This window comes from Streptomyces sp. NPDC012935, assembly GCF_042900345.1.
Lineage (GTDB): Bacteria > Actinomycetota > Actinomycetes > Streptomycetales > Streptomycetaceae > Streptomyces.
This window is the reverse complement of the sequence record NZ_JBIBBC010000006.1, coordinates 187,078-211,833: the sequence shown is the minus strand read 5'-3', so window position 1 is coordinate 211,833 and position 24,756 is coordinate 187,078. Positions and strand designations below refer to the sequence as shown.

Annotated in this window: 19 protein-coding genes; 10 read left to right on the top strand and 9 right to left on the bottom strand. The window is 71.0% G+C overall.

Going from position 1 to position 24,756, the window contains the following annotated elements; all coding sequences use genetic code 11:
- Positions 1–201: 201 nt before the first annotated feature.
- Positions 202–957: a GPP34 family phosphoprotein gene (locus tag ACFY5C_RS17355; RefSeq protein ID WP_389445115.1), complete on the bottom strand. Its 756-nt coding sequence runs from the start codon at positions 955–957 to the stop codon at positions 202–204.
- A 253-nt stretch (positions 958–1,210) separates the two neighbouring features.
- On the opposite strand from ACFY5C_RS17355, the gene ACFY5C_RS17350 reads away from it, so the two are divergent.
- Entirely contained in the window at positions 1,211–4,093 is a 2,883-nt protein-coding gene (locus ACFY5C_RS17350; protein WP_389445114.1) for a D-alanyl-D-alanine carboxypeptidase, read from the top strand.
- Positions 4,094–4,289: 196 nt separating this feature from the next.
- A complete protein-coding gene (locus ACFY5C_RS17345; RefSeq protein WP_389445112.1) occupies positions 4,290–6,146 on the top strand; it encodes an MFS transporter in 1,857 nt (618 codons plus the stop codon).
- A 28-nt stretch (positions 6,147–6,174) separates the two neighbouring features.
- Here the strand turns inward: ACFY5C_RS17345 and ACFY5C_RS17340 are convergent, their stop codons facing one another.
- Positions 6,175–7,014 carry a hypothetical protein gene (locus tag ACFY5C_RS17340; RefSeq protein ID WP_389445110.1) on the bottom strand — a complete coding sequence of 280 codons (840 nt, stop codon included), beginning with the start codon at positions 7,012–7,014 and terminating at the stop codon, positions 6,175–6,177.
- A 93-nt stretch (positions 7,015–7,107) separates the two neighbouring features.
- Between ACFY5C_RS17340 and ACFY5C_RS17335 the strand changes: the two genes are divergently transcribed.
- Positions 7,108–7,893, top strand: a complete 786-nt coding sequence (locus tag ACFY5C_RS17335; RefSeq protein ID WP_389445108.1) for an SDR family oxidoreductase — start codon at positions 7,108–7,110, stop codon at positions 7,891–7,893.
- A gap of 126 nt (positions 7,894–8,019) precedes the next feature.
- Positions 8,020–9,606, top strand: a complete 1,587-nt coding sequence (locus ACFY5C_RS17330; protein WP_389445107.1) for a sodium:solute symporter family protein — start codon at positions 8,020–8,022, stop codon at positions 9,604–9,606.
- Positions 9,607–9,995: 389 nt separating this feature from the next.
- On the opposite strand, the gene ACFY5C_RS17325 is transcribed toward ACFY5C_RS17330, so the two are convergent.
- From ACFY5C_RS17325 to ACFY5C_RS17315, 3 genes are all read right to left on the bottom strand, one after another.
- Positions 9,996–11,111, bottom strand: coding sequence for an ADP-ribosylglycohydrolase family protein (locus tag ACFY5C_RS17325; RefSeq protein WP_389445105.1), 1,116 nt, complete (start codon positions 11,109–11,111; stop codon positions 9,996–9,998).
- 174 nt (positions 11,112–11,285) lie between these two features.
- The gene (locus ACFY5C_RS17320) at positions 11,286–12,101 is read right to left on the bottom strand and encodes a helix-turn-helix domain-containing protein (RefSeq protein WP_389445104.1); all 816 of its coding nucleotides are present in this window, start codon (positions 12,099–12,101) and stop codon (positions 11,286–11,288) included.
- Positions 12,102–12,326: 225 nt separating this feature from the next.
- Entirely contained in the window at positions 12,327–12,761 is a 435-nt protein-coding gene (locus ACFY5C_RS17315; protein ID WP_389445102.1) for an ATP-binding protein, read from the bottom strand.
- Between the two features lie 114 nt (positions 12,762–12,875).
- On the opposite strand from ACFY5C_RS17315, the gene ACFY5C_RS17310 reads away from it, so the two are divergent.
- Genes ACFY5C_RS17310 through ACFY5C_RS17300 form a run of 3 tightly spaced genes read left to right on the top strand, consistent with a single transcriptional unit; the run spans position 12,876 to position 14,508 of the window.
- Positions 12,876–13,688, top strand: coding sequence for a Scr1 family TA system antitoxin-like transcriptional regulator (locus tag ACFY5C_RS17310; protein WP_389445100.1), 813 nt, complete (start codon positions 12,876–12,878; stop codon positions 13,686–13,688).
- Positions 13,685–13,876, top strand: coding sequence for a DUF397 domain-containing protein (locus ACFY5C_RS17305; protein ID WP_389445098.1), 192 nt, complete (start codon positions 13,685–13,687; stop codon positions 13,874–13,876). Before ACFY5C_RS17310 ends, ACFY5C_RS17305 begins: the two co-directional genes overlap by 4 nt.
- A complete protein-coding gene (locus ACFY5C_RS17300; RefSeq protein ID WP_389445097.1) occupies positions 13,873–14,508 on the top strand; it encodes a class I SAM-dependent methyltransferase in 636 nt (211 codons plus the stop codon). The genes ACFY5C_RS17305 and ACFY5C_RS17300 overlap by 4 nt, the downstream gene beginning before the upstream one ends.
- Here ACFY5C_RS17300 and ACFY5C_RS17295 read toward each other — a convergent pair.
- Complete coding sequence (locus ACFY5C_RS17295; RefSeq protein WP_389445095.1) at positions 14,444–17,440, bottom strand: tetratricopeptide repeat protein; 2,997 nt, start codon at positions 17,438–17,440, stop codon at positions 14,444–14,446. The two genes, ACFY5C_RS17300 and ACFY5C_RS17295, sit on opposite strands and share 65 nt — an antisense overlap.
- A gap of 88 nt (positions 17,441–17,528) precedes the next feature.
- Between ACFY5C_RS17295 and ACFY5C_RS17290 the strand changes: the two genes are divergently transcribed.
- Entirely contained in the window at positions 17,529–18,035 is a 507-nt protein-coding gene (locus tag ACFY5C_RS17290) for a DUF2165 domain-containing protein (RefSeq protein WP_389445094.1), read from the top strand.
- Between the two features lie 32 nt (positions 18,036–18,067).
- Here ACFY5C_RS17290 and ACFY5C_RS17285 read toward each other — a convergent pair whose 3' ends face one another.
- The 3 genes from ACFY5C_RS17285 to ACFY5C_RS17275 form a co-directional block, all read right to left on the bottom strand.
- Positions 18,068–18,619, bottom strand: a complete 552-nt coding sequence (locus ACFY5C_RS17285) for a hypothetical protein (RefSeq protein WP_389445093.1) — start codon at positions 18,617–18,619, stop codon at positions 18,068–18,070.
- Between the two features lie 102 nt (positions 18,620–18,721).
- Entirely contained in the window at positions 18,722–21,334 is a 2,613-nt protein-coding gene (locus ACFY5C_RS17280; RefSeq protein ID WP_389445092.1) for a bifunctional FO biosynthesis protein CofGH, read from the bottom strand.
- A 167-nt stretch (positions 21,335–21,501) separates the two neighbouring features.
- Entirely contained in the window at positions 21,502–22,350 is an 849-nt protein-coding gene (locus ACFY5C_RS17275; protein WP_389445091.1) for an LLM class F420-dependent oxidoreductase, read from the bottom strand.
- A gap of 214 nt (positions 22,351–22,564) precedes the next feature.
- Between ACFY5C_RS17275 and ACFY5C_RS17270 the strand changes: the two genes are divergently transcribed.
- Both ACFY5C_RS17270 and ACFY5C_RS17265 read left to right on the top strand, forming a co-directional pair.
- The gene (locus tag ACFY5C_RS17270) at positions 22,565–24,088 is read left to right on the top strand and encodes a CehA/McbA family metallohydrolase (RefSeq protein ID WP_389445089.1); all 1,524 of its coding nucleotides are present in this window, start codon (positions 22,565–22,567) and stop codon (positions 24,086–24,088) included.
- Between the two features lie 182 nt (positions 24,089–24,270).
- On the top strand, positions 24,271–24,693 hold the full coding sequence (locus ACFY5C_RS17265) for a hypothetical protein (RefSeq protein ID WP_389445087.1): 423 nt from the start codon (positions 24,271–24,273) through the stop codon (positions 24,691–24,693).
- The last annotated feature ends 63 nt before the right edge of the window (positions 24,694–24,756 follow it).

Below are 24,756 nucleotides of genomic sequence, written 5' to 3'. Positions count from 1 at the left end.
GTCGTCCGGGCATACGGTCCCGTCACCCCGCGCGGACCAGCGGCTCCCGAACCGGTCTCGGTGACGGCGGTGCGGCGCTGCACATGGCGTGCGAGTTCGAGCGTGTGAAGCGTGGCGGTGCGTGATGGTGCGTGGTCGAGCGTCGAGCAAGCCGGGCCGCAGCCCGGGTGATTCGGGTGGTGCGGGTCGTGGAACTGCGGCTCAGTGGGCCACGACACGCGCCATGGATCCGCGGCGCGGCTGCACCGGAACACCGCGGGCGGGTTCCGCTGCGGCCCTGCCTCCGGGGGCGGCCTGACGGCCGGCCGGGGCCGGACTGCGGCGCGGCTGTGCCGCCGCACCGTTCTGGACGTCCATCACGGCGTGCGCGACGAGACCGCCCATGGGGTCGTGCCTGATCAGATCCCTGAGCCGGGACCGGGACGACCGTCCCTCGTTCCCCGGATACAGGTGCTTGCCGAGGCCGACTGCGTGGGCCAGTGCGGCGAGCGCCGCGGTCCGTGGGTCCGGCGGAATGCCGGTGCGGATCGCGGAATCCAGCCGGGCCCTGATCTCCCGGCTGATGGCGTTGTCCGTCGCCTGGTAGCGAGTCGTCGGCAACACCCCGCACATCTGACCGGCCACGGCATGCACCATGCCGCACCGCTCCAGATGCGAGAGGTAGGTCTGGCGCAACCCCAGCCGGGGCCCGCCGATCCAGTGGACGGCACGCACCGGAGCGCCACGCCTTCGCAGCAACTCCAACGCGCAGTCCAGTGTCGGATCTCCAGTCGGCCGTGGGGCTACCACGGCGATACGATCCCCGTCTGGGGCTATCCGTCCGGCCAGCGCCAGCTCCACTAGCTGTGCTCCGGCCAGACCGAGGTCGAGCGACTGCGGCTGTGCGGTGGTACCCGTGGCCGGGTCCAACGCCAGCAGCAGAAGCTCCTCCGGAAGTGTTCTGCGGCTCCTGCCCATCCATGCCTCCCCGCGTGGATGAAAGACAGGGTGACCCCTCTCACATTCATCTGTCGAGGGTGCGTGACCGGTTCGTAAGGGAACCGGTAGGTATGTCGTTCTCGTCTACCGGTTGAGTCGAGTGCCGCGCACAGGACACTGGTACATGGTTCGGACAGCGGCACGGGGGGTCGTACGGGCACGGTGTCCGAGTGACGGCTCACGGTTCGGACGCCGCACGGAGGCCGTGCGGCGGCACATGGAGGAGGCATCGGTGGCGGGCGAGTCCCCCGACAGGTCGAAGCAGCGCGAGTCGTCGGCAGAACCGACGTCGGGGAGCGCGGCCCCGGTTCCCGAACCCGAGGGTTCCATCCGGCAGGACGCCGGCGAACGGCGAGACCCACGCCTCGCGGTGGCCCGCGAAACCACGGCGCCGCGCGGTGGCGTCGATACGGCGACGAGGGTCCTGTCACGAGAGGACCTGGACGCGGTGAGGGCGCGGCTGGAGGAGGCGGGGGGCACCGCCGAGGACGCCGACGGCGAAGATGCTGCGGCGGACAGCGCCGAGGGCATGGACGACGCGGCCGACAGCTCCGGGAGTGTGGACGCTCCGGCCGACACCACCGGGAGCGCGGACGCTTCGGCCGACAGCGCCGACGGCACGGACACCGCGGCCGACACCACCGGGAGCGGGGACGCCGCGGACGACGACGCCCGCGAGGCGGGGTCGGTGGTTGGGAACGCGGAGGCGGAGGACGGCTCCTCGCCCGCCGAGGGCGCGGTGCGTGACGGCGCCGAGAGTGCGCAGGCCGCGGCCGAGAACGCCGAGGGCACCGACGTCGAGAGCGCGAAAACCGAAGCGGTCGGCGAGGGCGGCGTGGAGGACATCTCTGAGAGCGCCGACGCGACGGACGCCGATGGCTCGCGGGACGCGCAGGACAAGGCCGAGGCCGAGGATCCCGTCGACGGGTCCGATTCCGACGCGCCCGCCCAGGGTGACGACCGGCTGAGGGCGGCTGTGGCGGCCTGGGTGGCCTCCTCGGACGCCGACGAGGCCCAGGGCGAGGGTGAGACGGCGACGCCGGGCGAAGACGCGCGAGGCGAGGCGGAGGAGGCTCCGCGGGGCGAGACCCCGGCGGACGCCGAAAGTGACACCGACGACGCCGTCTCCGCCAAGACCGCTGCAGGCGACTCAGGTGAACCCTCCGAGGCTGCCGACGAGGCCCAGGGCGAGGGCGAGACGGCGACGCCGGGCGAAGACGCGCGAGGCGAGGTGGAGAAGGCTCCGCGGGGCGAGACCCCGGCGGACGCCGAAGGTGACACCGACGACGCCGTCTCCGCCGAGACCGCTGCAGGCGACTCAGGTGAACCCTCCGAGGCTGCCGACGAGGACGGCACAGGCGAAGCCGCTGACGCCTCTGAGGCAGCCACGGACGCGGCCCACGAGGCCGCTGACGCCGAGTCGGACGACTCCCCCGAGGCAGCCGAAGGCAGTGCGCCTGACGCACCGGCAGCCGCCGACGGCGAGGACGCCCCCCAGGGGCCCACCGCAGCGGGCGACGAGAGCACGAGGGCCGAAGGCGAAGCCGATGCCAAGGGCAAGGCCGTCGATCAGCCCACCGCCGTCTTCAAAGCCGTACGCCCCGCCGAGCAGCCCCCGGTGGACCAGCCCACCACCATGCTGAAGGCCCCCGCACCGGAGACCCCCTCCGAGCGCACCAGCAAGTTCGTCGCACTCAAGCCCGACATCAAGCCGGACGCCCCCAAGCCCCCGACCACGGCCCCGACCAGGACCCCGGAAACGCCGAAGGCCCCCGCAGCGGACGCCACCGCCGCCATCCCCCAGATCGGCCCCGAGCGCACCACCCAGCAACCCCTGCCCCCCAGGCCCCCGCTGGACCTGCTCGCCGAGCTGACGAACACGCCGCCGCCCCCGGACACCCCGGTCCGCACGGCCATCCGCCGGGTCAAGATCTGGACCCCGCTGGTCCTGCTGCTCGCGATCGTCTTCGCGGTCGTGCAGAACGTGCGCCCGCTCCCGGCCCCCACCCTCGACCTCACCGCGAAGGACAGCTACACCTTCGACGGCAGCAAGGTCGACATCCCCTGGCCCGCCGAGGGCCAGGCCGCGCTGGACGTCGACGGCATCGGCAGCTTCGGCTCCTCCGGTGACCAGAAGCCCGTCCCGATCGCCAGCGTCGCCAAGGTCATGACCGCGTACGTCATCCTGCGTGACCACCCCCTCAAGAGCGGCGCCGAGGAACCGAAGATCAAGATCGACCAGGCCGCCGAGGACCAGTCGGACGCCGGCCAGGAGTCCACCGTCGATGTGACCGCCGGCGACGAGATCTCCCAGCGCGAGGCACTGGAAAGCATCCTGATCGCATCCGCGAACAACGTGGCCCGCCTGCTGGCCCGTTGGGACGCCGGTTCGGAGAAGGCGTTCGTCGAGAAGATGAACGCCGCCGCCGAGGACCTCGGCATGACGAACACGACGTACACCGACCCCTCCGGGCTCAACAACACCACCGTGAGCACGGCCGTGGACCAGGTGAAGCTGGCCAAGGCGGCGATGAAGTACCCCGCCTTCCGCGAGGTCGCCGCGATGATGTCGTACGACGACTACAAGGGGAAGAACCACGGCAACTGGAACCAGTTGGTCGGCAGGAACAACGTCGTCGGCATCAAGACCGGCACCACCACCTCCGCCCTCGGCAACCTCGTGTTCGCCGCGAAGAAGGAGATCGACGGCGAGACCCGGACCATCGTCGGCGCCGTGGTGCGCCAGCCCGACACGGGCAGCGGCATCCTCGCCGCCGCTCTCGACTCGGGCGACCAGCTCATCCGCGCCGCGCAGGACACCCTGGAGTCGGCGACGATCCTGAAGAAGGGCGACGTCGTCGGGTACGTCGACGACGGCCTCGGCGGCCGCACCCCGGTCGTCGCCACCAAGGACGTCACGGCGATCGGCTGGTCGGGCCTGAAGGTGAAGCTGACCTTCGCCTCCGACCCCGTACCGCACACCGCGACGGCCGGCACCAAGGTGGGCACCCTCACCGTGGGTGACGGCAGCAGCGGCGCGGTCAAGATCCCGGTCGCCCTCCAGTCGGACCTTGCCGAACCGGGCTTCACGGACAAGCTGACCCGCATCGCCTGACCCGGGACGGCACCACGGCACCCGGACGCAGCCCGCCGACAGCGCCTGTCGGCGGGCTGCGTGCTAGCGTCACGAATCGGGCAGGTCGTCGCCCACAAGGCGCGGCCGGAGAACCTTCAGGGACAAGGCCGACAACACGCGGGAAACGGGACGCGGCCAGAACAGAAGACGGGACAGCACGGGGAGTGCCTCAGACGTGGCCACTGCGGAGCCGACACGCGCCGACGACGCCGATCCGGGACGGGGAGCGGGTCCGCGAATACGCGTACCCGCGCCACGCTCGGGAGATGGTCCGAGCCGCACGGAGGACAGACCACCCTCGCGTCTGACCGCCGCCCTCCTCACCCTGCGTGAGCGCCTGCTGCGCCACCCGGTGCTGTCGATCACGACCCTCGCCGGGCTCCTTCACATCATCTGGTTCTTCACGTTCGCAAGCAGCGGGGGCGACCTCGCGGCCCAGGACGCGTGGGCCGAGTTCGTCGGCCGGCATCCGGACTCGGCGTACAACCTGGCCTGGTACGGCGGTATGCACCCGGTGTCGTACAGCGTGGTGTCGCCGTATCTGATGTCGGTGCTCGGCGTCCGTACGACGATGATGATCGCGGGGACGATCTCCGCGGGTCTGCTGACGCTGGTCCTGCTGCGCAGCCGGTCGGTGCGCAATCCGCTGTGGGCCTCGTTCGCCGGGGTCCTCGGGCTGATCGCCAACGCGATCTCCGGGCGGGTGACGTACGGCCTCGGCACGATGTTCGCGCTGGGCGCGGTCGCCGTGGTGTTCTGCTGGCCGCACCGCTGGCGCTACAAGCGCTGGGCGAAGGCGCTCTGCGCGGCGCCGCTGGCCGCGCTCGCGACCATGTCGTCACCGGTCGCGGGGCTGTTCGTGGGCTTCGTGGCGGTGGCGCTGTTCCTCCAGAAGCGACGGCCGGGCGCCTGGGCGCTGGGGCTGGCGCCGGCGGCCGTGGTCGCGGTGTCGGCGTGGCTGTTCCCCTTCTCGGGGACCCAGCCGATGGTGATCGGCTCGGTGCTGCTGCCGCTGCTGTTCGCCGTCGTCACCTTCTTCCTCGTGCCCGAGGAGTGGAAGACGGTCCGGCTGGTGTCCGCCGTCTACGGCCTCGCCGTCGTGCTGGTCTGGGTGGTCAGCTCGCAGATCGGCTCCAACATCACACGCCTGGCGATGCTGTTCGCGGGGACGGCCCTGGTGGCCGTGCTGCCCTACACGGTGCCGCGCTCCCGCAAGTGGTACACGGCCGTGCTGGCGCTGCTCACCTTCGCCGGGTGGATCGGCTACAAGACGGTCGACGACATCATCCACGCCGCCCCCGCCGCGTCCTGGGCGCGCGAGCTGGCCCCGCTGGTCAACGAACTGCAGGAGGTCGGCGCCGAGAAGGGCCGGGTGGAGGTCGTACCGGCCCGCTCGCACCGCGAGGCCTCCGCGCTCGCGCCGTACGTCAATCTGGCCCGTGGCTGGAACCGCCAGGCCGACATGGAACGCAACCCGCTCTTCTACGACGACACCCTCAACTCCGCGAACTACCGCGAGTGGCTCAAGCGCTGGGCCGTGCACTACGTGGTGCTGCCCAAGGACGAGCCGGACGGTTCGGGGGCGGAGCGTGAGCGGGAGCTGGTGCAGCGCGGGCTGCCGTATCTGAAGCAGGTGTGGGGCGACGCCAACTGGCAGCTGTTCGAGGTGACCGCCCCGGCGCCGCTCGCCGAGCCGAACACCGTCGTCGAACGGGCCGAGCAGGGCGAGATGACGATGCGGGTCAGCAAGCCGGGACCTGTCCTCATCCGCATCCCCTACTCGCCCTGGCTGAGCCTCGTCGACGCCGACGGCAAGAAGCTCGACCCGCCGAAGGAGACGGAGGCGTCCAAGAACCGTCCCGACGGCTCTCCGAAGTCGTACGACAACGTCAACGGCTGCCTGATGGAGACGGAGGAGGACGCGCTCGGCGACAAGTGGACGATGCTGCTCGCTCCGCGGGCGGGCGAGTACCGGCTCGCGGCGCCGTACGCGTTCTCGCGCGGGACGACGTGCCCGGAGGAACTGCGCTGACCGGCCCGCGCTGACCGGCCCGCGTTGATCAGCGCAGGTCGGCCACGTAGCGGTCGGTGCCGGGGACCGTGGGGATGAACGGCGCGACGAGTTCCACCCGCCCCAGCCCTGCCTCCTCCACCACCGCATCCAGGCCCGTGAAGTGGTCCTCCCAGCACTCCCTCGGGTCCGCCTCCAGGAACCACAGCAGGGTCAGGCGGGTGTCGACGCCCTCGACCTGCTTGACGTACGACATGCGGTCGAGCGGGAGGGGCGTGGGCCGGAAGATCGTCACCATCGCCGTCGGGGAGCCCGCCAGACGCTTGGGGAGATGCCGGGAGCGCAGCCACTCCAGCAGTCCGGTGCGCTGCTCCGGTGAGTCGGCGTCGACGACCTGCACCACCAGGCCCGCGTAGGGGTGGTCCAGGGCGTGGAAGTCGCGGGGGCCCGCCGCGCCGTCGCGGTACACCGTGGCCTCGTGGTCCTGGAACGCCGTGAAGACGTGGGTGCGGTCCTGGTAGACGCGGGCGTCGCGGTTGAGGCGCTTGTTGATGCCGACGGTCCAGCGCATGTGGTCGGCGTAGCGGCCGGCGGTGATCCAGTACGTGGAGATGTAGCAGCCGGCGGTGACGGGCTGGGCGATCGCCGACTTCTCCGGGTAGCGCAGGAGCTGGAGGTCCCTCGGCGCGACCCAGCGGCGGCCCGCGTACATCCAGGGCATCGCCATCGCGCCGGCGTAGTAGTGGTCGTCCTCGTACCAGCGGTTGTAGGCGTACTCGTGGCCCGGGTGCGGCTCGACCATGGTGATCAGGGCGTGGCCCGGGTGGACTCCGTACGGGCCGACGGCGGCCAGTTCGGCGTACGTCTCACTGCGGGTGTCCTCGCTCATGCCGTTGCCTTCCTTCCGGTGGCTTCCGTCCTCCCTCGAACGCCCATACTCTGACGCTCCGTCAGATAATCCGCCAGAGCCCGGGAGGCCTTGATGTCACTGCTCAGCGGTAAGACCGTCGTCGTCTCGGGGGTCGGCGCCGGACTGGGTCACCAGATCGCCGCAGCTGTCGTACGGGACGGCGGGAACGCGGTGCTCGGGGCGCGCACCGAGGCGAACCTGGCGAAGAGCGCCGGCGAGATCGATCCCGACGGGGCACACACGGCGTACCTGGCGACCGACATCACCGACGAGCGGCAGTGCGAGGCGCTGGCCGCGCTGGGGCGGGAGCGGTTCGGCGGAATCGACGGGGTGGTTCACGTGGCCGCCTGGGACTCCTACTTCGGCGGGCTGGAGGACGCCGACTTCGCCACCTGGCAGTCGGTCATCGACGTCAATCTGCTGGGCTCGCTGCGGATGACGCGGGCCTGTCTGCCGGCGCTGAAGGAGCGCGGCGGGTCGGTGGTGTTCATCGGCACGCAGTCCGCGGTCGCCGCCCCCTCGCAGGTGCGGCAGGCGGCGTACGCGGCCTCGAAGGGGGCGCTGACGAGCGCGATGTACTCGCTGGCGCGGGAGTTGGGCCCGCACCGGATACGGGTGAACACCGTGCTGCCGGGCTGGATGTGGGGGCCGCCGGTGCAGGCCTACGTGCAGTTCACCGCGCACACGGAGGGAATCGAGGAGTCCGAGGTGCTGGGGCGGCTGACCGGGCGGATGGCGCTGCCCGACCTCGCCACGGACGGGGATGTGGCGGACGCGGCGGTGTTCCTGGCCTCGGACAGGGCGCGGTCCATCACCGGGCAGTCACTGCTGGTCAACGCAGGGGAGCTGATGCGATGAGTTCACATAGCTGAACCACAACCAGCATGCCGAATGATTTTACCTCCCCTTGACCTGTCGCCAGCTTGTCGTGTTCACGCGGCAGCGCCCACGATGAGCGCCGGGCTGAACCCTGGGAGGGCGCACATGAACGGTCTCGACTGGGCCGTGCTCATCGGCTATTTCGGCGTGATGGTGGCGATCGGCGTCTGGTCGCACAAGCGGGTGGACAACGTCAGTGACTTCTTCACCGCGGGCGGCAAGATGCCGTGGTGGCTGTCCGGCATCTCGCATCACATGTCCGGATACAGCGCGGTGATGTTCACCGGGTACGCGGGCATCGCCTACACCTACGGCGTCACGTCCTTCGTCACCTGGTCCTTCCCCATCGCGCTGGGCATCGCCATCGGGTCGAAGCTGTTCGCGCCGCGGATCAACCGGCTGCGGTCGCGGCTGCATGTGGCGTCTCCGCTGGAGTACCTCAAGAACCGGTACGACCTGAAGACCCAGCAGGCGCTGGCCTGGTCCGGCATGCTGCTGAAGATCGTGGACGTGGGCGCGAAGTGGGCCGCGATCGCCACCCTGTTGTCGGTGTTCACGGGTGTGTCGCTGAACCAGGGCATCCTCATCACCGGCACCATCACGGCCATCTACTGCACCATCGGCGGCCTGTGGGCGGACGCGCTGACCGAACTCGGCCAGTTCGTCATCCAGTTGCTGGCGGGAGTCGCGATGTTCATCGCGGTCATCATGGAACTGAACGACAAGGGCATCGGCTTCCTCGAAGCCTGGGACCGGCCGGAGCTCCAGGGCCACGGTGAGCCGCTGGTCGGACCGTACGGGACCGTCTTCCTGCTCGCGTTCCTCTTCATCAAGCTCTTCGAGTACAACGGCGGCATGCTCAACCAGGCCCAGCGCTACATGGCCACGGCCACCCCGCGGGAGGCCGAGCGGTCGGCGCGCCTGTCGGCGATCCTGTGGCTGGTCTGGCCGGTGGTGCTGTTCTTCCCGATGTGGATGTCGCCGTTGTTGGTCGAGTCGCAGAAGGCGGACGGTTCGGACTCGTACGGCCTGATGACCGAACAGCTGCTCCCGCACGGCCTGTTGGGCCTCGTCATCGTCGGCTTCTTCTCGCACACGATGGCCATGTGCTCCTCCGACGCCAACGCGATCGCGGCCGTGTTCACCCGGGACGTGGCGCCGGTGCTGTCGAAGCAGGCGCGGGCGTGGGGCGAGCGGTCCGGGCTGATCGCGGCCCGGGTGACCACGGTCGTCTTCCTCGGCCTGTCGATGGCGGTGGCGACCCAGGTCAACTCCCCCACCTTCAAGGACATCATCACCGTCGTGATCAAGTGGGTCGCCGGTCTCATGGGCCCGATCGCCATCCCGATGATGCTGGGCCTGCTGCGCCAGTTCCGCCGCTCCGGCCCGACGGCGGCTTTGACCAGCTGGTCGATGGGCCTGCTCGCCTTCTGGCTGGTCAACTACCCGATCAGCTGGCAGATCGAGGGCGGGGTGCCCCTCCAGTACCAGGTCTCCATCCCGCTGGCCGTCTCCCTGGTCCTGTACATCCTCATCGGCTTCATCAAGCCGGAGGACACCCCGGAGCGGATGGCGATCGTCGAGCGGATCAACACGGACGGGGACGGGGCCGCCGCGGCGGCGGTGCCGGCGCCGGCCGACGCGGACGCGGATGCGGATGCGAGGGAGGACGTGGTCCGCGCGAAGGACTGAGGACGGGGGACGGTTGGGGCAGGGCGGCCACTCGCACGGCGGGGGCCGCCCTTGTCGTTGGCTGCGGTCGAGATGGCAACCGGCGGGGGCAGGCTGTCGCCGGAGACAAACCGGACGGGGCCGAAGACCGGGGAGCGACGGCCGGGCGCGCCCCGGGAGCGCGAGCCAGGCCGCGGGTCCGGGAGCGCGAGCCAGGCCGCGGGTCGGCAGGTGGGCATGACGGCGCTGGAGCGGTGCGGGCGCTTGTGCCCGGCCAGGGGTCTCTCGGCGGGGCGGACGCCAGGAGTTGGCGGCGCCGGGGGCATGGTGGTCAAGCCGTGGGGCGTGGCTGGGGCCGCAAGGTGGGCGCGTAGACCATGGGATCTGCCTCTGCTTCCACCCGCCTCCGCTCAGCCGCGCGGATACCTCGCCAGCCACCCGGGAGACGCTCCCGCCGGGCTGTGCAGGGCAGGGCCCTGGGTCATCTCCATGGCGAAGTCGTCGGCGAGTTCGAGGATGGTGGGGCGGCCCTCCAGTTCGGCGAGCCAGGCCGGGGGAAGGGCCGTCTCGCCGTGGAGGGCGCCGAGGAGGCCGCCGGTGAGGGCGGCCGCGGCGGCGGAGGGGCCGTCGTGGTTGACGGCGAGGCAGAGGCCGTGGCGGACGTCCTCACCGACCAGGGCGCAGTACACGGCGGCCGCGAGCAGCCCGTCCGCCGAGCCGTCGGCGGCGAGTTCCTCCACCCGGGCCGGGGTGGGCATGCCCTGCCGTACGGCACCCAGCGCGTGCTGCAGCGCGTCCGACACGGACTCGTGCCCCGGCCGCACGGCGAGCAGCGCGAGGGCCCGCTGCACGGCCCCGTCGAGGCTCTCCCCGCTGGCGAGCCCGTGCACGATCACCGCGTACGCGCCCGCCGACAGGTAGGCGACGGGGTGGCCGTGGGTCTGCGCCGCGCACTCCACGGCGAGCTGGACGACGAGTTGCGGCTCCCAGCCGACGAGCAGCCCGAAGGGCGCGGAGCGGGCGGTGGCCTCGGGCCCGAGCTCGGTGGCGTTCTTGGGCGACTCCAGGGTGCCCATGGCCTCGTCGCCGAGACCGATCAGGAGCGCGCGGGTGGGGTCGCGGCGGGCGTACAGCCACTCCTCGCGCGCCAGCCAGCCGTCGTCCTTGCGGCGCTCGTCGGGTCCCCAGTCGTGTTGCGTGGCGGCCCACCGCAGATACGCGCGGTGCAGATCGGTCGGCGGGTGCCAGGCGCCGGTGTCCCGCCGGACCTGCGCCCTTATCAGGCCGTCCACGCTGAACAGCGTGAGCTGCGTGAGATGCGTCACGGCACCGCGCCGCCCGTACCCGAACCCGAGATCGAGGAGCCCCTCGGCGCCGTACTGCTCCCGGATCTCCTCCAGACCCAGAGCGTCGACCGGCGCCCCGAGGGCGTCCCCGACGGCCACGCCGAGCAGCGTGCCGCGCACCCGGCTGCGGAAGTCCTGCTGCTCGGTACGGCCCCAGACGGCGCCGGCTATCGCACCCATCAAGACCTCCCCGTGACAGCGTCCGTATGTACGACGGCTCGACACTGTAATCGACCGGGGACGGTCGGTTCAGGGTGCGGATCGGTATGCGGAATGTGACCGAGGTGGCAAGAAATGGTCCGGAGTGGGCCGGAATGATCAGCTATGGCCCGTACAAAGCTCCCGTCCGACTCTCTACGCCGCCACACCCACCGGACGGCAGTCCCGGCAGCGGCCCGGGCCCGGTGCACGGAACGCCCGGTCGCATCCCTCGCAGGTCTGGAGTGGGTCCGGGCGGACGGGGGTCGAGGGGTGTGCAGGGGCCGGGAGCGGTGGTGGCAGCAGCGCTCGGAGGCGGTGGGCGAGGAACGCCGCCGGGTTCAGGATGGGGTCCTTGGGCAGGGCGTTCGTCAGGGTGCGCTGCACGGCGGCGGGCGGGACGCCCCTGTCCAGCCAGGCGGAGACGGCAGGGGCCAGACGGTGTACGTCACGTTCGGCCAGCAGCAGGCGGGGGTCGTGGGCGCGCAGTCCCGCGAGGACATCCAGGGCGGCATCGAGGGCGGCACCGGCATCGGGTGCGGAGGCCGACACCTTCGAGCCGGGGGACGGCGGAGCCGGGCGGGGTGCGGCGGGCTTCATTGCGGCTCGGGCCGCGGCGACGCCCGGCCTGTTGTAGGAGATCGTCCGGGTCACGACTCGCCCCGATTGAAGACGCTCCTTGGTGCGCGCCAGGTATCCGTGTGCCTCCAGCTCCCGCAGGGCGGCAGCGACCCGGATCTCCCCCTCGGGGAACTTCGCGGCCAGCGTCTTGATCCCGACCGGGGTCCGGGCGGGCAGTGACTGGATGTGGACCGCCAGCCCGATCGCCGTCAGGGACAGCTCGGGGTGCTGGGCGAGGTGGTTTCCGACCACGACGAACTGGTCGTGGTGGGGTTCGTTGACGTGCTCGACGCCTCCGGCGGAATGGCCGGACTCGGCGCGCGCGGGCGCGCTAGGCTGCTGTTCAGTCATTGGGGAAGCTGCTTCTTCCTCGGTGTTAGGCCCTCGCATTGGGATGCCAGTCCCGGCGGGGGCCGATTCATGTGTGCGGTTGTCTCTGGGTGACGCTGCACCACCAAAGCCCGTGCGCGCCAGCCGAGTTGGCGATGTTCACCCCTGCGGGTGATCGACGGGGGCGGTGGGGGTGGGTTCGGTTCTTTCCCCGGTTCTTTGGTCTTTGCGTCGGGAGCCGCCGGGTCACGCCCCTCCGCGATCCGGTGTCACTTCGGCCCACACGGTCTTGCAGTTGGCCGGGGCCGCCTCGACGCCCCAAACGTCCGCGTACGCCGCCACGATCAGCAGCCCTCGCCCCGACCCCGACTCGTCACCCACCGCGTCCCGGACCTGCGGGATCCGGTCGCCCCGGGCGTCGGTCACCTCGATACGGAGAGTGCCGTCGGTGTGCAGCTTCAGCCTGAGCCGAAAGTCCCGCCCCGGGACGCGGCCATGGAGTACGGCGTTCGACGCCAGCTCCGCCACGATGTGCACCGCACCCTCGAACGGCACGTTCCAGTCATCCAGTTGGCGTTCGGTGAGCAGGCGCGCGAGTCGAGCGCCTCTTCGAGTCGCGGACAGCTGAACCGTGAAGTGGTGCGTGAGGCGGGTGACTTGGGCGAGGGATTTCTGGCTCATGTCACCCAGCGTGGCGAACCGACTCCTACGCTGAACAGCAATGGCCTCCGTACGGAGCGTGACTGTACGGATGGCCGACGGGGTCGTACGGCTCGTACGTCGGGAGGGGAAGACGTGGAGGACGAGGAAGCCGAGGCCGTTCTCAGGACGGTCGGGCGGCAGATCAGGATGTGGCGCGAGGCCGCCGGAATGACGCAGGCCGACCTGGGCGCCGCCATCGGGTACGGCGAGGAGATGGTCTCCTCGGTGGAGCGGGGTCGGCGGATTCCGAAGCCGGACTTCCTGGACAAGGCCGATGAGGTGCTGGGGGCGGGCGGGAAGCTCTCGGCGATGAAGGAGGACGTGGAGAGGGCCCGGTATCCGAAGAAGGTTCGGGATCTGGCCAAGCTGGAGGACGAGGCGGTCGAGCTGGGCGCCTACGCCAACCACAACATGCACGGTCTGCTCCAGACCCCGGAGTATGCACGGGCGTTGTTCGGCATTCGCCGACCCTCGTACTCGCAGGAGGAGATCGACCGCCAAGTCGCCGCCCGTATCGCGCGGCAGCGCGTCTTCGAGCGGATGCCCGCCCCCCTCCTCACATTTGTCCAGGAAGAGGTGACGCTGAGGCGGCCTGTCGGAGGCAGAATGGTGCTACGGCAGCAGCTCGAACACCTGTTGGAGATCAGTGTGTTGAGGCACGTCGAGATTCAGGTGATGCCCACGGACCGTGAGGACCACGCAGGCATGGGTGGACCGATCAGGCTGCTCAAGCTCCGGGACGGCAAGACCTTGGGTCACTCCGAGGCACAGCTACACAGCCGCGTGATCAGCGATCCTCGGGAGGTTCAGATCCTGGATATGCGCTATGGAATGATCCGGGCGCAGGCTCTGTCGCCACGCGAGTCGCTGGCCTTCATCGAGAAAGTCCTGGGAGAAGAAACATGACCTCAGCCCTGGAGTGGTTCAAGAGCAGCTACAGCAGCAACGACGGCCCTGATTGCGTCGAGGTCGCCATATCCCCCGCCGACGCCGGCGTCCACGTCCGCGACTCAAAGGACAAGGACGGCGCACGGCTCGCATTCGAAGCGCGTTCCTGGGCGGAGTTCATCGACGGCATGAGCGCGATGCCGTGACCGACGCGTCTCAGGCACAGCGTGCCGCCGCCGTCTTCGACGAACTGGGGCTCGCTTACGAGAGGGCGTTCTCGCGCTCGGAGACACACCGGGCGTCGTTGGCCTGGCTGGTCGAGCGGCTCGCACCGGGCAGCCGGGTGCTGGACGTCGGAAGCGGAACCGGGCGCCCCACGGCCGAGACGCTCGCCGCGGCGGGCCATGACGTGTTGGGGATCGACGTGTCCCCCGTCATGGTGGAACTCGCCGCCCGGCAGGTGCCCGCCGCCGGCTTCCGGCACGCCGACATCCACGAAGTCCCGCTCCAGGACGGTGCGTTCGACGCGGTCTGCGTGTACTTCTCCCTGCTGCAGATGTCCCGTGCCAGGCAGGAGACTCTCGTGCGGCGGCTGGCACGGGCGCTGAGAGCGGGAGGCAGCATGGTGCTGGCGACCGTGCCGGCGAACGTGGAGGACGTCGAAGTCGTCTTCATGGGGCAGAAGGTGCGGGCGACCAGCTTCGCGGCCGAGGACTTCACCGACATGGTCGCCGCGGCGGGACTGACGGTGCTGTCCGCGGAGACCGTGCTGTTCACGCCTGACCATCCCGGTGCCGGGGACGAGCCTCATCTGTTCCTGCGCTGCGAGCGGGAGTAGCCGGTTCGGCCGCCAGGTGACGGAGCACGGCGGCCCGCTGATCCGCGGCCCAGGTGTACGACGGGTCGGCTGCCAGCACCCGGTCCAGCTCGGCGAGGGCCTCCTCGTGGCGGCCAAGGTTCGCCAGCGAGGCGCCTCGGCTCGCGCGGGCGGAGTTGTATTCCGGTTCCCGGGCGAGCGCGTGGTCGTAGTCGGCGAGGGCGTCCTGGTCGCGGCCGGCGGCGCGCAGGGCGTCACCGCGCTCGCAGCGGACCCAGGCCCAGTCGGGGTCCACCGCCACGGCCCGGTCGAGGTCCGCCAGTTGTCGTACGTGGTCGCCGAAGGCTCGGTGTACCCGGGCCCGCCGCATCAGGGCCCAGGAGTAGTCCGGCTTCAGCCGAACGGCACCGTCAAGGTCCGCGAGCGCCGAGTCGAGTCGTTCGCGACCGAGCCGGGTGGCACCGCGGGAGGCCAGGGCGAAGGCGTCGGCGGGGTTCAGTTCGAGGGCCCGGTCCAAGTCTCTGATCGCCTCGTCATGGCGCCCCAGGACGCGGTGGTACTCCCCGCGCAGGCCGAGGCTGCGGGGGTCGTCGGGGTGCAGTTCGAGGGCCCGGTTCAGGAGGGCGACGGCCGCGCGCCGGTCCCCGGCGAGGTCGTGGGCGATGGCGCGGGCGCGGTAGGCGCGGGCCGCCACGGCGGGGTCCAGCGCGACCCGCCAGCCGGGATCGGCCGACGCGTCTTGCCGGGGGGTCCCGGGCGAGGTGATGGATCGCGGCATCGCGTGGGAACGCTGATCCTGCGGCACGGTCTGCGACGGCCGATCAGCGCGCTGCCCCGGCGACTCCACCCCCGACGGCTGGGCGCCCTGACCCTCCGGCTCGATCTGCGACGGCGGATCAGTGTGCTGCCCCGGCGACCCGATCTGCCAAGGCTCGGCACGCCGACCCTCCCCCCCGATCTCCGACGGCCGATCAGCGCGCTGCCCCGGCGACTCCGCCGCCGACGGCTGGGCGCCCTGACCCTGTGATGCGGGCTCTCGGATCTCACGGGGCTGGGCGCCGGCCGAACTGCCCGGCGGGGTGGTCGCCGTGTCGTCCGCGGTGGCGGACCTCCTCCTGGCCAGCGGCCCCCTTGCGGAGCCGATGGTTCCGGGCCTTGCGGCCCCCCACCAGGAAGCCGCGGTGCCAAGCCCGGCGGCCCCCGCGCGGCCCGCACCACTCCGTCCGGCCGCCCCCGCACCCAGCCCGGTGGCAGCCGCAGCCGCCGCTCCGTACCCCGTGCCGACCGTCGCAGCCGCCCCTGTGGGCACCGGCACCGGCGTCCGCTCGAAGCCCGTCGCACGCAGTACCAGTTCGAGGGCCGCGGGCGTTCCGCCGCTGCCGAGGGCCGCCGCGAGCCGCCGGCCCCACTGGGACACCGCCCGGGTCTCGGCGTCCGACCCGGCCTCCACCAGAACCCGAGCCCACCGCTCGGCGACGGACTCACCCTGCTCGCAGGCGTCGACGACATCCCCGAGAACGCTCGTCAGCGCCGCCCGCTCCCCGGCGCACAGCAAGTGGTACAGCTCCGCCAGCCGAAGCTCCCGCCACGCCTCGTCCGCCCACAGCTCCTCGGTGTCCCGTCCGGCTTCCGCCTCGGCCCGCCATTCCCGGAACACGGCGGCGAGCGCCTGCTGCCGGGCCGCCCAGGTCCGGGGCGCCTCCTGGCGCTGCAACCGCAGCATCGGCGCCCGTACGACGTCGTGGTACCGGACCCGGCCGCCCCGCTCGCTGACGAACGGCAGGCCCCGCAACCACGCGTACAGCCCGTCCAGTTCCGCCAGTTCCGCGTCGGAGTCGCCCACGACCGCCCGGAACACATCCGCGTCCAGCCGCCGCGGCAGCGCGCACGCCAGCGCGACCGACCGCTGGAGCGCATCCTCCGCCCGCTTCAGGAACCACTCGACGGCCGTGGCGCTGGGGTCCCGCACGTCGGCCGGATCGGTGGGGCGGCCCTCCGCGAGGGTCGACACCAGCACCGGCAGGCCACCGGTCAGGCGCAGCACCTCCCCCACCACGGGCTCGGCCACCACTCCTCTGCCCGCGAGCAGGTCCCGCGTCTCCGCCTCCGTGAACGGCAGGAGCGGCACGTCGGTCATGAAGTCGCCGAAGCCGCCCCAGCGAGTGGCGTCGCAGGGGAGTTGGCCTGCCGTCACCACGACGACGGTGGCCGGGAGCGGGCCGTACAGGTCCGAGGTCATCACGGCGTGCAGCCACGCGTCGAGGAACCGGCCGGTGCGCTCGTAGGTGTCGAAGAACAGGACGATCCACGGCACGGCGGAAGCGGCCTGGGAGAGCTCCTCCAGCAGCACCGGAGTGAGCACGCTCTCGGGCGCGAGTACGAGTCGGGCGTCCTCGTGGGTGCGGAAGCGGGCACCGAGTCCGGACCGCAACCGGTCCGCGCCGTGGGCGAGTTGTGCGGCGTCGACCGCGCCGGCGAAGGCGCCGACACCGGGCACCATGCCCAGTCCCACCAGGCCGGCCCGCGCCACCGCCATGCTGCCTGTCGACGGCCCGGGCGGCTCGGACGGCGGCGCGGTGATCGCCGCCAGTTCCGCCTCGTGCCTGCGCTCCCGATGCGCGGCGAGCAGGCGGTCCAGGTCCTTCAACCGCCGGCCCTGCGCCGCGAACTGCCGGCTCATCGCCTCCAGCGACTCCGGCACGCTTCCCGCGTTCTCGTCAACGAACGCGGTCAGGGCACCGCGCTCCCGGGCGACTTGCTCCAGTTCGCGGAGCAGGAAGGACTTGCCGACCCCCGCGTTTCCGTGCACGTGGAAGAGGAACCGGTGCCGCTCGTCCTCCGGCGAGACGTCCAAGTTGGCCCGGAAGGCCGCACGTTCGGCACTCCGGCCGACGAATCCGGCACGACTGCGCCGGCCGATCAGCTCCTGCATCGACGGCCGCGCCTGTCCCACGCGTGGATCCTCCCGCTCGGCTGCCCTACGCCATCATTCTGGCTCAATGCCTATGGAGCACAGGGCCTGCACAGGGAAGATGACCATCATGTCAACAACACCCCCACGCAGCGCACTTCACCTCGCGGCCACCCTCCTCACCGCGACCGTCGCCCTCTACATCACCCTCGTCGCCTTCGGGAACATCACCGACTTCGGGACCAACCAGCAGTTCGTGCGGCACGTCCTGGCGATGGATACGACGTTCAAGGACGAGGACCTGATGTGGAGAGCCATCACCAGCAAGGGACTTCAGGACGCGGCGTACGTCGCGATCATCATCTGGGAGGCCGTCGCCGCGCTCGTCCTCATATACGGCACCTGGCTGTGGTTCCGCCGCGACGACCTGAGTGCCCGGCGCTTCTCCACCTACGGTCTGCTGATGCTGATGCTGCTGTTCGGCGGCGGGTTCATCGCGATCGGCGGGGAGTGGTTCTCGATGTGGCAGTCCGGGGACTGGAACGGGCTCGACGCGGCGACGCGGGTGTTCCTGCTGAGCGGGGTCGTGCTGCTGGTGGTCAATCTGCCGTCCGGCAAGGAGAAGTCCGCCACCTGACCGGCGCCACCAACGGCTGACCGGGACCGCCGCTACTTGACCACGACCACCGTCGTGCCGGTCTCCCCGAACGTCCACAGCGCCGCCCCGTCCGCCGCGCGCATCCGGACCCCGCCGGTCTGTTTGCCCGCGGCGGGCGGGGGCGAAGAGCCGTCGACGGCGTTGGAGAAGGCGATGGAGATGCCGGACTTCGCGGCGAAGTAGATGATGTTCTCGATCTGCACGCCGTCCGAGCCCGTGGTGGCCTCGTTGCGCGAGGACACCGTGTAGGTGCCGGGGTCCGGGTTCACGGTGCCCGGCCAGACGGTGAAGGTACGGCGGCTCGCGTCGCTCGCGTCGACCAGCCAGACCCGCTTCTGGGCGAGGGAGTAGACGACGCGGCGCCCGGTGCCCGAGCCGTCCGGGACGACGGCGGGCGCGGCGGACTTCGTCGGGGCGGGGCTCGCCCCCGCCGACGCAGACGGGCTCGGGCGGGCCGCCGAGGCCGTCGGGTGCGGCCCCTTGTCGGCCTGCATGGCGAGGACGGTGACGGCGGCTATCGCGCCCACCGTCAGACCGGTCACCCAGACCTTGGGAGCAGGCACGGGCACGCATCTCCTCAGCTACGGAACCCCTCCAGCGGGGGTCGGATCATCGTACCGACCCCCGCGACACGGTCCTGTGCCGTCTCCGACTCCGTCTCTGCCTCAGTCCAGCACCGGCAACAGCTCCGGCAGGTGCCCGTCCGAGGCCGCCGCCGCCCGCTGCCGTTCCTCCGACACCTCGCCGTACAACGTGGTCCGGGGCTTCGCCGGGCGCCCCGCCGCGTCGGCGACGGCCACCAGGTCGCGTACCGACTTGTACGAGCCGTACGACGACCCCGCCATCCGCGAGATCGTCTCCTCCATCAACGTGCCGCCCAGGTCGTTCGCGCCCGAGCGGAGCATCTCCGCCGCCCCCTCGGTGCCCAGCTTCACCCAGCTGGTCTGGATGTTGGGGATCCACGGGTGGAGCAGGAGGCGGGCCATCGCCGTCACCGCCCGGTTGTCCCGCATCGACGGGCCCGGCCTCGCGATCCCCGCGAGGTACACCGGCGCGTTGGTGTGGATGAACGGGAGCGTCACGAACTCCGTGAAGCCGCCCGTGCGCTGCTGGATACCGGCCAGGGTGCGCAGGTGGCCGAGCCAGTGGCGGGGCTGGTCGACGTGGCCGTACATCATCGTGGACGAGGACCGGATACCGAGTTCGTGTGCCGTGCTGATCACCTCGATCCACGTCGCCGTCGGCAGCTTGCCCTTGGTCAGGACCCAGCGGACCTCGTCGTCGAGGATCTCGGCGGCGGTGCCGGGGACGGAGTCCAGCCCGGCTTCCTTGGCCGCCGTCAGCCACTCGCGGATGGACATGCCGGTGCGGGTGGCGCCGTTGACGACCTCCATGGGTGAGAAGGCGTGCACGTGCATGCCGGGGACCCGTTCCTTCACCGCCTTCGCGATGTCGAAGTACGCCGTCCCGGGCAGGTCCGGGTGGATGCCGCCCTGCATGCAGACCTCCACCGCGCCCAGGTCCCAGGCCTGCTGGGCGCGGTCGGCGACCTGGTCCAGGGAGAGGGTGTAGGCGTCCGCGTCCGTCCTGCGCTGGGCGAAGGCGCAGAAGCGGCAGCCCGTGTAGCAGACGTTGGTGAAGTTGATGTTCCGGGTGACGATGTACGTGACGTCGTCGCCGACCGCCGACTTACGGACGTCGTCGGCGACCTTGCACAACGCGTCCAGCGCCGGGCCGTCCGCGTGCAGCAGCGCCAGCGCCTCGTCGTCGGTGAGCCGGGTCGGGTCGTCGGCCGCGGTCGCCAGTGCCTGGCGTACGTCCGTGTCGATGCGCTCCGGCGCCATCCCGGGCGCCGCCGCCTCGCGCAGGGCACCCCAGTCGCCGTACACCTCGTCGAAGTCGTCGCGGCGGTCGGACGTACGGCCCTCGGTGTCGATCGTGGAGTGCAGATCCGTACGGCCGGAGGCGACGAAGACCTCCTCCGGTTCCTGCCACGGGTGTCCCTCGACCACGGCGTCCGCACGCGCCAGGCCTGTCTCCGGGTCGGCGAGGGCTCGTACGTGCGGGCGCAGCCGCGGGTCCAGCCAGGGCTCGCCGCGCTGGACGAACTCCGGGTAGACACAGAGGCGTTCGCGCAGCTCGAAGCCGGCCGCCGCCGAGCGTTCGGCGAGCTCCTCGATCTGCGGCCAGGGGCGCTCGGGGTTCACGTGGTCGATCGTGAGCGGCGAGACGCCGCCCCAGTCGTCGATGCCGGCGTGGATGAGGCGCTCGTACTCGGAGTCCACCAGGTTGGGCGGGGCCTGGAGGCAGGCGCTCGGGCCCATGATGTGCCGGGCGACGGCGACCGTGGCGACCAGTTCGTCGAGTTCCGCGTCCGGCATGCCGCGCATCGCGGTGTCCGGCTTGGCGCGGAAGTTCTGGATGATCAGTTCCTGGATGCCGTGGTAGGCCCGGGAGACCTTCCGCAGCGCGAAGAGGGACTCGGCCCGCTCCTCGTACGACTCCCCGATCCCGATCAGGATCCCGGAGGTGAAGGGGACGGAGGAACGGCCGGCGTCCTCCAGGACGCGCAGCCGGACGGCCGGTTCCTTGTCCGGGGAGCCGTGGTGCGGGCCGCCGGGCTCGGACCACAGGCGGGTCGCCGTCGTCTCCAGCATCATGCCCATGGACGGGGCGACCGGCTTGAGGCGCTGGAAGTCGGTCCAGGTCATGACGCCCGGGTTGAGGTGCGGCAGCAGGCCGGTCTCCTCCAGGATGCGGATGGAGATGGCGCGGACGTAGGCGATGGTGTCGTCGTAGCCGTGCGCGTCGAGCCACTCGCGGGCCTCGGGCCAGCGGTCCTCAGGTTTGTCGCCGAGGGTGATGAGGGCTTCCTTGCAGCCGAGCGCGGCGCCCTTGCGGGCGATGTCGAGGACCTCGTCCGGCGACATGAACATCCCGTGCCCGGCGCGGCGCAGCTTGCCGGGCACGGTGACGAAAGTGCAGTAGTGGCACTTGTCCCGGCACAGCCGGGTGAGGGGGATGAAGACGCTCTTCGAGTACGTGATGACACCGGCCCGGCCCGCCGCCTCAAGGCCTGCGTCCCGCACCCGGCCGGCCGACGCGACGAGGTCGTCGAGGGCCTCGCCGCGGGCCTGGAGCAGTACGGCCGCCTCGGAGACGTCGAGGGCGACGCCGTCCCGGGCGCGTTTGAGGGCGCGACGCATGGAGTTCTCGGTCGGGCCGGTGCCGCCGGGGCGGTCGGTGGGGCCGGTTCCGGAGGTCTCGGGAGTCGTCATCCTTCGAGCATACGGTCGGGCTCCGCCAGTTCAGCGAGGCCGGGGTTGGTTCTGGGGAGCCGCGGTACGTTGCCGGGTGCGGGCCGGTCGTGGCTGGTCGCGCCCAAGCGGCGGAGCCGCATATCCGCACAGCCCCGCGCCCCTGGGTCAGCTGCCCGCCCGGTCGGCTACAAGTACTCGGCATACCCGTCCAACACCCGCAGAACGTCCGTCTCCGTGGCCGGAGGCAACTGCACGACCACCTCCTCGATGCCGAGTTCCGCGTAGTGCGCGAGCTTGCCGGGGGTGGGGAACACGGCGTACGGCACCACCTGGAGGGCGTTCGGGTCGCGGCCGGCGTCGGCCCAGACCGACCGGAGCCGGGGTAGAGATTCGGACAGTCCGCGGCCGCCGATCGGCAGCCACCCGTCGGCGTACTCGCTGATGTGCGCGAACAGCTTCGGGCCGGCCGCTCCACCGATGAGCGTGCGAGGGCCGTTGACCTTGGGACCGCGCGGCTTCTGTACGGGTTTGGGATACGCGAAGCTCGCCCGCACGGCGTCGAACTCCCCCTCGTACGCGGTGGGTTCGTCCGCCCACAGGGCCCGCATCAGGGCCATCCGGTCCCGGACGAGGTCGCGGCGGGTGGCCCACTCGACGCCGTGGTCGGCGGCCTCCTCCACGTTCCAGCCGAAGCCGAGGCCGAGGGTGAACCGTCCGCCGGACAGGTGGTCCAGGGTCGCGATCTGCTTGGCCAGATCGATGGGGTCGTGCTGCGCGACCAGCGTGATGCCGGTGCCGAGGCCCAGCCGCTCGGTGACGGCGGCCGCCTGGCCGAGGGCGACGAAGGGGTCGAGGGTACGGCCGTACTCGGGCGGCAGATCGCCGCCGGCCGGGTACGGGGTGGTCCGCTCGACGGGGATGTGGGTGTGCTCGGGCAGGTACAGCCCCGCGAACCCGCGCTGCTCCAGCTCACGCGCGAGCCGGGTCGGGGTGATGGTCTCGTCGGTGAGGAAGATCGTGACGGAGATGCGCATGACTGCATCTGTACCGTGCGGACGCCGCGATGTCGATACCGACCGGTCGGCACACATGGATCTTCCCCCGGGCGCCCCGCGGAGCTTGGACAGCTTCCGATTGGCTGCCGATTCCCTTCCCTTGCACGACAGTTCACGGCTGAATACCAGAGTTGCACGCACCACCCTGCACCACCCATGCCAAGTCCTTCACGACGACCTGGGGAGCAGCAGCATGTGCGAGGACGAGTACGCGGGCGCCGGCCTGGGAAGACGCGCACTGTTCGTGACGGGCGCCGCCGCCGCGCTTACGTTGGGAAGCGTGACCTTCGCCAGAGGTGCCGACGACACCCAGGACGCCGAGACCCGGACCGTGCGGGGCACCCTGCCGCCCGGGTCCCCCGACTTCGTGTACCTGCCGGTCGAAGTGCCGTCCGGGGTACGGGAGATCAAGGTCTCCTACACCTACGAGAAGCCGTCCGTCCCGGCGGGCACCCCGGGCAACGCCCTCGACATCGGCATCTTCGACTGGCGCGGCACCGAGCTCGGCGGCCGTGGCTTCCGCGGCTGGTCGGGCGGGGCGCGCACGGAGTTCTTCATCCGGACGGACGAGGCGACGCCGGGGTACATCCCGGGGCCGGTCCGGGAGGGCACCTGGCACATCGCCCTCGGCCCGTACACGGTGGCGCCGCAGGGACTGCCGTACGAGGTCACCATCACGCTCATCTACGGCGAGCCCGCCGAGTCCGTCGAGCCGACGTACCCGCCGGAGCGGGCGAAGGGGCGGGGGCGGGCCTGGTACCGGGGCGACTGCCATCTGCACTCGTGGTACTCCGACGGCCGCCGTACGCCCGCCGAGATCGCGGCCCTCGCGCGCGCGGCCGGCCTGGACTTCATCAACAGCTCGGAGCACAACACCCACTCGGCCCACGCGCACTGGGCCGACGCGGCGGGCGACGACCTGCTGATCATGCTCGGCGAGGAGGTCACGACCCGCAACGGCCACGTCGTGGCGCTCGGCGTCGACCCCGGCACCTTCGTCGACTGGCGCTACCGCGCCCGCGACAACCGCTTCGGCAAGTTCGCCCGCCAGATCCGCAAGTCCGGCGGCCTCGTCGTGCCCGCCCACCCGCACGCCACCTGCGTCGGCTGCAACTGGAAGTTCGGGTTCGGCGAGGCGGACGCGATCGAGGTCTGGAACGGGCCGTGGACCCCGGACGACGAGATGGCCCTGGCGGACTGGGACAGCACGCTGGTCGCGTCCGTACGCTCGGGTTCCGACGCCTGGATCCCGGCGATGGGCAACAGCGACGCCCACCGCGACCCCGACCCGGTCGGCACGCCCCAGACGGTCGTCCTGGCCGACGACCTGACGCGGGAGGCGATCCAGGAGGCGATCAAGGCGGGGCGGTCGTACATCGCCGAGTCGAAGAACGTCTCCCTGACCTTCGGCGTCTCCGGCGGCAAGGGCGAGCACGCCGGCATCTCAGAGCGGCTGGAGGTCCCCCGCAGCACGCCGGTGACCGTTCGCCTGGAAGCCACGGGTGCCCCGCGCTGCACGGTCCGCTTCGTCACCGACCAGGGCGTCCTGTTCACGAGCGCGCCGCTGCCGGTCTCGGGCTCGGGGGCCGTGGAATGGCGCACGACCCCCGCGTACGCGGCCTACGTGCGGGCGGAACTGCGACACGAAACAGCCATCGGCCCCCTCCCCGGCGCCCTGGCGGCCTTCACGAACCCGATCTTCCTGGGGCGCCCGTGAAGGTCATGTACAAGTAAATCGAAGGCAAGGTCGAGGCAAAATGATCTCGATCGAAGGCGGGACAGACGCGTCGAGAACGAACCAACTCACCCATTCCTCCCTTACCGGTGAGTTAACTTCACGACGGCTCTGAAGCACCACGACCAACAGAGCCGTACAACAGAAGACAAACGGGAGGAAACGTGCGTAAGAACGCGCGTAAGTTGGCGACGGGCGCCCTCGTGGCGGGCCTGTTCGCCATGGGCGCCGGAACGGCGGTCGCCGCTTCGTGGCACAACATTCCGACGCTCTCGACCGGAGGCGCGAAGTTCCACCACGGTCAGTACAAGTGGTGGCCCGCGGGCCAGAACCACGGCGCCTTCGAGTGGAAGGGACAGCTCCAGGACGCCGACCACGGTGACGGCCACAACGTGTACATACAGGTGAAGGTCGAGGGCTACGACTGGAGCCGCTACAACGGCAAGCAGAAGAAGACCGTCCCCTTGAACCACCTCAACTGGTCGGGCGCGCAGCGGTACACCGACGACGCGTACATCCGCGTCTGCCGTGACAAGGGTTCCCTGAACCCCGACAACTGCTCCTCGACCAAGCACTACCAGAGGTAAGCGACGGCACACCGGTACATCCCGGGCCCAGGTAGACCGCCTGGGCCCGGTTGCTTCTTTGGG

What these genes read in the sequence shown, in the direction of transcription:
- ACFY5C_RS17355 (WP_389445115.1), bottom strand. Translation starts at nt 957, where the DNA reads ATGGGCAGGAGCCGCAGAACACTTCCGGAGGAGCTTCTGCTGCTGGCG.
- ACFY5C_RS17340 (WP_389445110.1), bottom strand. Translation starts at nt 7,014, where the DNA reads ATGAGCGAGGACACCCGCAGTGAGACGTACGCCGAACTGGCCGCCGTC.
- ACFY5C_RS17335 (WP_389445108.1), top strand. Translation starts at nt 7,108, where the DNA reads ATGTCACTGCTCAGCGGTAAGACCGTCGTCGTCTCGGGGGTCGGCGCC.
- ACFY5C_RS17330 (WP_389445107.1), top strand. Translation starts at nt 8,020, where the DNA reads ATGAACGGTCTCGACTGGGCCGTGCTCATCGGCTATTTCGGCGTGATG.
- ACFY5C_RS17325 (WP_389445105.1), bottom strand. Translation starts at nt 11,111, where the DNA reads ATGGGTGCGATAGCCGGCGCCGTCTGGGGCCGTACCGAGCAGCAGGAC.
- ACFY5C_RS17320 (WP_389445104.1), bottom strand. Translation starts at nt 12,101, where the DNA reads ATGACTGAACAGCAGCCTAGCGCGCCCGCGCGCGCCGAGTCCGGCCAT.
- ACFY5C_RS17315 (WP_389445102.1), bottom strand. Translation starts at nt 12,761, where the DNA reads ATGAGCCAGAAATCCCTCGCCCAAGTCACCCGCCTCACGCACCACTTC.
- ACFY5C_RS17305 (WP_389445098.1), top strand. Translation starts at nt 13,685, where the DNA reads ATGACCTCAGCCCTGGAGTGGTTCAAGAGCAGCTACAGCAGCAACGAC.
- ACFY5C_RS17290 (WP_389445094.1), top strand. Translation starts at nt 17,529, where the DNA reads ATGTCAACAACACCCCCACGCAGCGCACTTCACCTCGCGGCCACCCTC.
- ACFY5C_RS17280 (WP_389445092.1), bottom strand. Translation starts at nt 21,334, where the DNA reads ATGACGACTCCCGAGACCTCCGGAACCGGCCCCACCGACCGCCCCGGC.
- ACFY5C_RS17275 (WP_389445091.1), bottom strand. Translation starts at nt 22,350, where the DNA reads ATGCGCATCTCCGTCACGATCTTCCTCACCGACGAGACCATCACCCCG.
- ACFY5C_RS17270 (WP_389445089.1), top strand. Translation starts at nt 22,565, where the DNA reads ATGTGCGAGGACGAGTACGCGGGCGCCGGCCTGGGAAGACGCGCACTG.